General features: G+C 48.0%; 6 protein-coding genes. 1 reads left to right on the plus strand and 5 read right to left on the minus strand.

Annotation, left to right across the window (positions count from 1 at the left end; translation table 11 throughout):
• Positions 1-150: 150 nt before the first annotated feature.
• The 3 genes from NQ012_RS12665 to NQ012_RS13175 are packed head-to-tail and all read right to left on the minus strand — an operon-like array spanning position 151 to position 3,074.
• On the minus strand, positions 151-690 hold the full coding sequence (locus NQ012_RS12665; RefSeq protein WP_257067933.1) for an immunity 42 family protein: 540 nt from the start codon (positions 688-690) through the stop codon (positions 151-153).
• A 31-nt stretch (positions 691-721) separates the two neighbouring features.
• Positions 722-2,623, minus strand: coding sequence for a VENN motif pre-toxin domain-containing protein (locus NQ012_RS12670; RefSeq protein WP_373566658.1), 1,902 nt, complete (start codon positions 2,621-2,623; stop codon positions 722-724).
• Positions 2,550-3,074, minus strand: a complete 525-nt coding sequence (locus tag NQ012_RS13175) for a VENN motif pre-toxin domain-containing protein (RefSeq protein WP_373566659.1) — start codon at positions 3,072-3,074, stop codon at positions 2,550-2,552. Before NQ012_RS13175 ends, NQ012_RS12670 begins: the two co-directional genes overlap by 74 nt.
• On the opposite strand from NQ012_RS13175, the gene NQ012_RS12675 reads away from it, so the two are divergent.
• The gene (locus tag NQ012_RS12675) at positions 2,959-3,360 is read left to right on the plus strand and encodes a hypothetical protein (protein WP_257067935.1); all 402 of its coding nucleotides are present in this window, start codon (positions 2,959-2,961) and stop codon (positions 3,358-3,360) included. The genes NQ012_RS13175 and NQ012_RS12675 overlap by 116 nt on opposite strands.
• 577 nt (positions 3,361-3,937) lie before the next feature.
• On the opposite strand, the gene NQ012_RS12680 is transcribed toward NQ012_RS12675, so the two are convergent.
• Both NQ012_RS12680 and NQ012_RS12685 read right to left on the minus strand, forming a co-directional pair.
• Positions 3,938-4,417 (minus strand): SMI1/KNR4 family protein, encoded by a 480-nt coding sequence (locus tag NQ012_RS12680; protein ID WP_257067936.1) that lies wholly within the window; start codon positions 4,415-4,417, stop codon positions 3,938-3,940.
• A gap of 1 nt (position 4,418) precedes the next feature.
• The coding region (locus tag NQ012_RS12685; RefSeq protein ID WP_257067937.1) for an HNH endonuclease at positions 4,419-4,708 on the minus strand (290 nt) is incomplete at its 5' end.

Here is a 4,708-nt window from a genome sequence, read left to right on the forward strand (position 1 = left end):
CGATGTGGCGTTTTCCCCAGCCGTGTTTGTCGTAGCTGCCCCGGCGCGAATGGCCGTCGTTCTCCACCCGCACCACCGCTTGGGTCGGCTCGTTTTTCGGCAACCCGTTGCCGTTGCCCGATAAGGTACCGCCCACCAGAATCAGGAGTTTTAGGTTTCATACAGGCTACGGCTTGCTTTATTAAAATATTTTTCAGCCCAGACAATAGCTTTGTCAATAACTTCGATACAATACCCTTTATCAAGAATAATTTCATGAATGTTATTTTTGTAACATCTAAAGACAATTTTCTCATGTTCTTCAGTCGACACAAGCCAACTATTTTGATTGTCAAACATATTTTCTTCTATATTAAGATGAGTAGAAATATAAATTTCATATTCCTCATTGGTTTCATCGCCATTTAATATTTTTGTCAGGATTCCTTCTAATGTCTCAAAAATATCCTTAGCATTCTGATAATATAAATTCTGAGTATTTACTTGATTGAGTTGATCTCTTTTAACTTTGAATGAATCGACTGCATTCAAAATGGTTACAGATTGACTTTTTAACTCTGAAGGCTGGATATATCCTTCTATAATATAATGAAGGGTACCTTCGTTTTTCATATCTGCCCCCCATTTTGATACCCAATCGTCAACAAAATCAAGTTGAATAGCAAATTTATAAGGATCTCCAAAAATCATTTTTACTCCTAACATATGTATTCAAAAATTATCAACTGCCGCCTATATCCTTCAATTTTTTTACATTGATGCCAAAATGAACCTTAATTTCCCGTGGTATTTGGTTCGCCTGCTGCTTCCCTTTTACTCCGGCCCAATGATATGTTCCATTACTTAAGGCATATTGATGAACCACTTCTCCATCAAAGTAATAGCGCATTTTGCTATTTATATTGGCAATAGGAACAGACTTCTCAAACATCTGAAGTGAGTTAGGCGGTTCAATACTCGCTACATGTCCTGGACGAGAACCTACTCCGCGACCGGAATGTTTGATATTTGATTGATACAGCAGACCATTCGAAGCCTTTACCACTTCAGGCACAGGTACCCCGTAAGGGTTGTGCGGCCTATTGGAATTACCTGATTTCTTAGCATTCACTACGGTCGTATTCGCAGTAGCCGTACCGGTAATACCGCCAACAATACCCGAGGCAACTAAATCCCTATAATCTATGCTGCCTTTTTCTGCCCATTGCGCTGCCAAGTTGTAAAGCATTGAGTTACCGGCAGATAAGGTGCTGCCTTTGGCAACTTCTTTCAAACTGATGGCAGAACCCTTGCCACGTGTACCAATTAATGTGGCTATTACCGCAGGGTCAACAACGGCATTTCCTACCTTGCTCCAAGTACCGACTTCTTTATCTAAAAAGATTAAATCCGCCGCATTAACCGTAGCTACGATTCTGCGTACATCCGGATCTTTTATCGATGCCAAGAAAGATTCTCCGGTATTGGCGGCAATGATTTCCTGATAACTCGGACAGGTTATCCCTCCACCTTTGCATTCTTTTAGCAAATACGCTCGGTTTCGATTACTGTACTCTAGAAATTTTTTAACAATATCGGAACAATCATTCCCTTTGGCTTTGCATATTTGCATTTCTTTATCGAAAGTGCTGATGCTTTGCGGTGTTTGCTTTAACCCTTCGGTCAAATAATTATTCTCCACCGCATTCCGCGCCCGCAGGCCGTCTGAAACCGCTTCCACACCGCTGCCGCCCGAAGCCAGCCCCACCCCCGTGCCTGCCAGTTGCGCGATATTGCCTAAAACGGTTTTCTGCTCCGCACTCAGTTTCTCCGCGTCGCGGGTGCCGTACAGCCATTCCGACACATACGGTATCGCCGCTTCCGCCCCGCCTGCGCTTATCGCGGCGGTCAGGGCGTTATGGTCGCCCGCCGCTGCGGTGGCGGCGGCTATTATGCCGTGGGCAACCGCGCGGGCGGTTTCTTGGGCGGCGGTTAATTCGGCGGCTTCGGTTTTGCCGCCAAGCAGGTTTTCTTGCGCCAATCCTTTGAAATACTGGCCGACGGCATAGGCCGCCGCAGGGCTGGCGGCAGCGGAAGCGATGCCCAAACCGCTCTCGCTCGGGGCGGATAAGCCTGCTGCCAAGGAATTAAGTGCCAACTTGCCATACTGCCAGTTTGCCAATCGGCGGTCGTAATCTCTTTGGCTGATCCGGCCTGTTTCCAACTGCTCTTTTAAGCTGTCTAACCGTTTGTTGATTTCGGTATTGGCATACTGTACGTTTTGGCCGAACTGCTGCGTTACCTCCCGCCGGATATCCAGCTCTTTCTGCACCCTGTCTTTGTCGAACGTGTCGTTCAGACGGCCTGTGTTCTGCTCTGCGGTTTCGCTGCGGATGGCGGTGTAAACGGCTTTGGCCTGTTCTCCTGTTGTGTCGTTGCCGATGGTGAGGCTGCTTGTGCCGATGCCGCTCTTGGTGAGGCTGCTGCGGCTGTCGCCGTCGCGACCGAAGCCTATGCTTTGGCCGTAGCCTTCCCGGCTGCCGTTGGCGGCGCCGCTTTCTGTGGCCGCGCTAGCGTCGTAGAGGTTGACGCCGCCCATGCTTTGGTTTTGGCCGAGACGCTCGCCGCTGACGCTGCCGCTCATGCCGATGCCGTAGCTCTCGCCTTGGTAGCGGCTGTGGTTTTCTATATCGCTGTGGCTGAGGGTGGCCGTCTGAAAGCGGTTTCTGCCGTTTTGTTCGGCGGCTTCGGTGGCGGTGATGATACCGCCTTTTAGGCCGGTGTGTTCTTTTACGTTGACTTGGAAGCCGCCGTCGCCGGCAAACAGCCCGCTTTGGCGGGTGGTGCTGCGGTGGTCGGCTCCGATATTGCCGTCCTTCAAACCCGGGTTCTAATTTTTTAATACGCTCCGTCAATTCATGAATTCTGCGTAATGCCGTTTCATGCTGGCGGATTTGACTGGTCGTCCAGTTATAACGGTTGGTTGTTGCCCTTCTTGCAAATTGGTTATTCTCCACCGCATTCCGCGCCCGCTGGCCGTCTGAAACCGCTTCCGCTCCGCTGCCCGAAGCCAGCCCCACCCCCGTGCCTGCCAGTTGCGCGATATTGCCTAAAACGGTTTTCTGCTCCCCACTCAGTTTCTCCGCGTCGCGGGTGCCGTACAGCCATTCCGACACATACGGTATCGCCGCTTCCGCCCCGCCCGCGCTTATCGCGGCGGTCAGGGCGTTATGGTCGCCCGCCGCTGCGGTGGCGGCGGCGATTACGCCGTGGGCTACCGCGCGGGCGGTTTCTTGTGCGGCGGTTAATTCGGCGGTTTCGGTTTTGCCGACAAGCAGGTTTTCTTGTGCCAATCCTTTGAAGTATTGGCCGACGGCGTAGGCTGCCGCAGGGCTGGCGGTGGCGGTGACGATGCCCAAACCGCTCTCGGTCGGGGCGCTCAAGCCTGCTGCCAAGGAATTAAGTGCCAACTTGCCATACTGCCAGTTTGCCAATCGGCGGTCGTAATCTCTTTGGCTGATCCGGCCTTGTTCCAACTGCTCTTTTAGGCTGTCTAACCGTTTGTTGATTTCGGTATTGGCATACTGTACGTTTTAGCCGAACTGCTGTGTTACCTCCCGCTGTATATCCAGCTCTTTCTGCACCCTGTCTTTGTCAAATGCTAAGGCCGTCTGAAAAAAGATTGGGAATTTTTTCAGACGGCCTTGAGTGCTTGCAACGCGTGCGTGCCTGATGGCACTCACCCTACAGCTTGAATGGGCATTTGATGCAGGCTACGGCTTGCTACAACTTGGATGGGCGTTTTATACAGGCTACGGCTTGCTTAAATCTCTAGTAGCCATTCTCATTTACTCTTGATTGGACGCCGTACTAAATTTTTTGGTTTCAAACGTAAGGCCGTCTGAAAAAAGATGGGAGAATTTTTCAGACGGCCTTACGGGTTTACAACGCGTACTGACTAGTCTGGCGGTTCATGCAGCATTTCTAAGAAATCATCAAAATTGTCCGCAACATAATTCACAACCATCTTGGTATCACCATTTTCATCTTCGTAAAAATCATCGTGATACATTACAACAACTGATGGATTTTCTCTGCCTTTTCGATAGTCAAAACAAACATAATCACCATTAGCACTTCCACCAAACGCAACAATATCCTTTCCATAACTATAGTCATCATCAACTTTTGAGTAACTATGAATACTTGCACCATCCAAAAAGCCTTGTTTATAACCAAAGAAAACAATATCCCTTTCTTCTTTCACACCATAATAGTCAGTAAAATCAAAAATATTTTCCTCTGGATATAAATAATCATATTTAGATATAAGCGAAATATATGTTTCGGGAAATACAACCCCTAGACTATTCGCAAATTTAACAATCAAATGTTGGTCAACCTCTCCCTCATCTCTCCAAACTGAAAATTTTCTCATTTTAATTGCCTTTCTTTAATGAATTTTGTCCTGTATGCAAAACAGCATCATGAACGCTTTTAGGTATTAACTGCATATTATTCGGAGCACTTTGAGCATTATGATGCCACGTATATCCGCCAATGGTCTGTTTACCTGCTTTAATATCTCTCAATTGCTCAGCAGTAAATTGACTTCTCGAAACCTTACCACTTTCGATAGCTTTCCATAAATCCCGAGTAGCAGCCCGCATCTGTCCCGTATAAGATAGAGAAGTATCCAGCTTGGAAGTAAACTTAGATACATTATCGA

The sequence above is a fragment of the Neisseria dentiae genome (assembly GCF_024580525.1).
In the GTDB taxonomy this organism is placed as follows: Bacteria; Pseudomonadota; Gammaproteobacteria; order Burkholderiales; family Neisseriaceae; genus Neisseria; species Neisseria dentiae_A.